The sequence below is a fragment of the Mycobacterium sp. ML4 genome (assembly GCF_054515735.1).
The window spans coordinates 1-2062 of sequence record NZ_JBTNSY010000070.1 but is presented as its reverse complement, the minus strand read 5'-3'; the positions used below and the strand labels follow the sequence as shown (position 1 = coordinate 2062).

Sequence of the window (2062 nt, the reverse complement as noted above, 5' to 3'; positions counted from 1 at the left end):
CGCCGGCGAAGGTCCGCTGACGGAGGGCGTTTGTCTCCATCTTCGTAAGCGGGGCCTTCGTATCGGCTTTGAGCTGAGCGGCTTGCTGTCCTTGGGGGGTAATTATGAGCCGAGCCGCAAAGGAAATCAGGTATCCAGTTCTGCGGGCGCATCCACTCCCAAGTGGTCGACCTCCTGGACCGGACGGCGCGTAAGGTCGGCGGCGGCGACGTCATCTGACCGCGAGTATGCATTTCGTAGGCTATTAGCCTATGATTTGCATACCCAAGGAGTAATCATGGCACTGAAGCACAGTACGGCGGTCCCCCCTACCCTGGCCGCGCATCCCCTCGGCACGTTCCGCCCGGCGCAGGCGAAACATACTTACGCGCACCCCGCTGCCGAGGTGGCGCGCCTTCACGAACGCGGTCTGCTGCACCGCCTTGCCGATGGTTATTACGTCGTCGTGCCACCGGCCATGGTGGGGCAAGACTGGATGCCGGGCTTGGAAACCGCTGCGGCAGGCATCGCATCGGCGATCTACGGGCCGGACGACATCGTTGTCATGGGAGTCAGCGCCGCACGGCTGCACGGAGCGATTCCACGTGCGCTGGCCACCGCGACTGTCGCCGTCCCTGAGCAGCACCGCCGCATCGCATTATCTGACCGCCCTGCGGCCATCCGGTTCGTCAAACGCAACACCCAGAGCATCGACGCCGAACGCTACGACACCGAGCTCGGACCGACGTTGGTGACCACACCCGAACAGACGATCCTGGACCTTGCCCACCGCCCCGAACTCGGCGACGCCGAAATCGATGTCCCGAGCGCCGTCGCTGCACTGTACGAGCGCAGCGATGAGGACCGCCTCCAAACCTTGGCGACCGAACAACGACGCAGGGCGTCACTGCTGCGGGCGGAAACCTGGGCTCGACGGTGAACAGCGACGAAAAGACTTCCGTCGCCGAGCAATTCGGCGTCGCGACCGAACAGGTCGAGCGCGACCACCTCATCTCCCACCTCCTTGCCTTTCTAAGCCGAGAATTCGGCGACCGAATCCACTTCATCGGGGGAACCGCTCTCGCTCGCACCCACCTACCGAACGGGCGACTCAGCGAGGACATCGACCTCATCGCAGTCGGCGATCGCAAGCCCATAGCGGCCAATCTGGACGCCGGGCTGCCCCGTGCACTCGCGCGCACTCACGGGCGACTCACCCTCGACCCAATACTCAGCAGTGTTCCTGACACGCGCCCTGCAATCCTCCGCACCTCCGTTGGACTGACGGTGCGGCTACAACTGCTGTCCTCCGAGACCGAATAGTGTGGCCGACAGAGCGACGATCCCTGGTCCAGCGTTATGCGGACGCCCCCGCCGCCGAGCTGCTGGTGCCTCCCCGCCTTCGCAGCATCTAAGACCGCGACATGGTTCGACCGCCACGCCTCTCGCGACCTATGGGATCTCCGGGCGCTTGACCGGATCGGCGCCATTGATGCCGCCGCCGAAGACCTCTACCGACGCTACGGCCCCACCAACCAGGCGCCGGCTCCGCACGACTTCACGAAGGCGCCCACCGAGGCCGAGTGGCAGAACCAGCTCGCCGGCCAAACCCGTCTCACGGTCTCACCGAGCGACGCCCTAGCCGCCGTCCGGGACGCTTGGGCGCGGTTCAGCGGCTCGCATAAACGATGAGTTCGAAAAACTGATCTTGAAAAACAGCCTCTGAAGTGGGGCGGGCGGGGCTCGAACCCGCGACCAACGGATTATGAGTCCGTAGAAAACACGCTCAGCAACGAATTCTGTTGGCAGAAATAATCTTTCGACGATTAATCTTGATCTGTTGAATGCCTTGCGACTCAATATGATTCAAAGATTCCGGGCGTTCAGAACCCTTGCTAGACAGCAACTCCGCAGGTCAGGTGGCTGAGCGGGGCATATGTTGCCGTGTGCTGCCGCAGTGTTGCCGCAAGTGTTGCCAGGCCGCGTTTGCTGACTCATTTTGCGAAAATGAAGGCCAGTAGCTGAAAAGCTCACCCAACAGGTCGCGCCGCTCCCACGGCGCGCAAAGGCTAGCCGGTAACAT

At 62.8% G+C, this 2062-nt stretch carries 3 protein-coding genes; all 3 read left to right on the top strand.

What is annotated here, in order from left to right:
* Window positions 1–277: 277 nt before the first annotated feature.
* From ACX9NE_RS29205 to ACX9NE_RS29195, 3 genes are read left to right on the top strand one after another with little or no spacing between them, the layout of a single operon-like run.
* The gene (locus tag ACX9NE_RS29205) at window positions 278–919 is read left to right on the top strand and encodes a type IV toxin-antitoxin system AbiEi family antitoxin domain-containing protein (protein WP_459365254.1); all 642 of its coding nucleotides are present in this window, start codon (window positions 278–280) and stop codon (window positions 917–919) included.
* Window positions 916–1302: a nucleotidyl transferase AbiEii/AbiGii toxin family protein gene (locus ACX9NE_RS29200; protein ID WP_459365255.1), complete on the top strand. Its 387-nt coding sequence runs from the start codon at window positions 916–918 to the stop codon at window positions 1300–1302. Before ACX9NE_RS29205 ends, ACX9NE_RS29200 begins: the two co-directional genes overlap by 4 nt.
* Window positions 1303–1338: 36 nt before the next feature.
* Window positions 1339–1671 carry a nucleotidyl transferase AbiEii/AbiGii toxin family protein gene (locus ACX9NE_RS29195; RefSeq protein ID WP_459365256.1) on the top strand — a complete coding sequence of 111 codons (333 nt, stop codon included), beginning with the start codon at window positions 1339–1341 and terminating at the stop codon, window positions 1669–1671.
* The last annotated feature ends 391 nt before the right edge of the window (window positions 1672–2062 follow it).

Excerpts from the sequence above, each read along its gene's own strand:
- ACX9NE_RS29195 (WP_459365256.1), top strand. The coding sequence starts at position 1,339 with ATGCGGACGCCCCCGCCGCCGAGCTGCTGGTGCCTCCCCGCCTTCGCA.
- ACX9NE_RS29205 (WP_459365254.1), top strand. The coding sequence starts at position 278 with ATGGCACTGAAGCACAGTACGGCGGTCCCCCCTACCCTGGCCGCGCAT.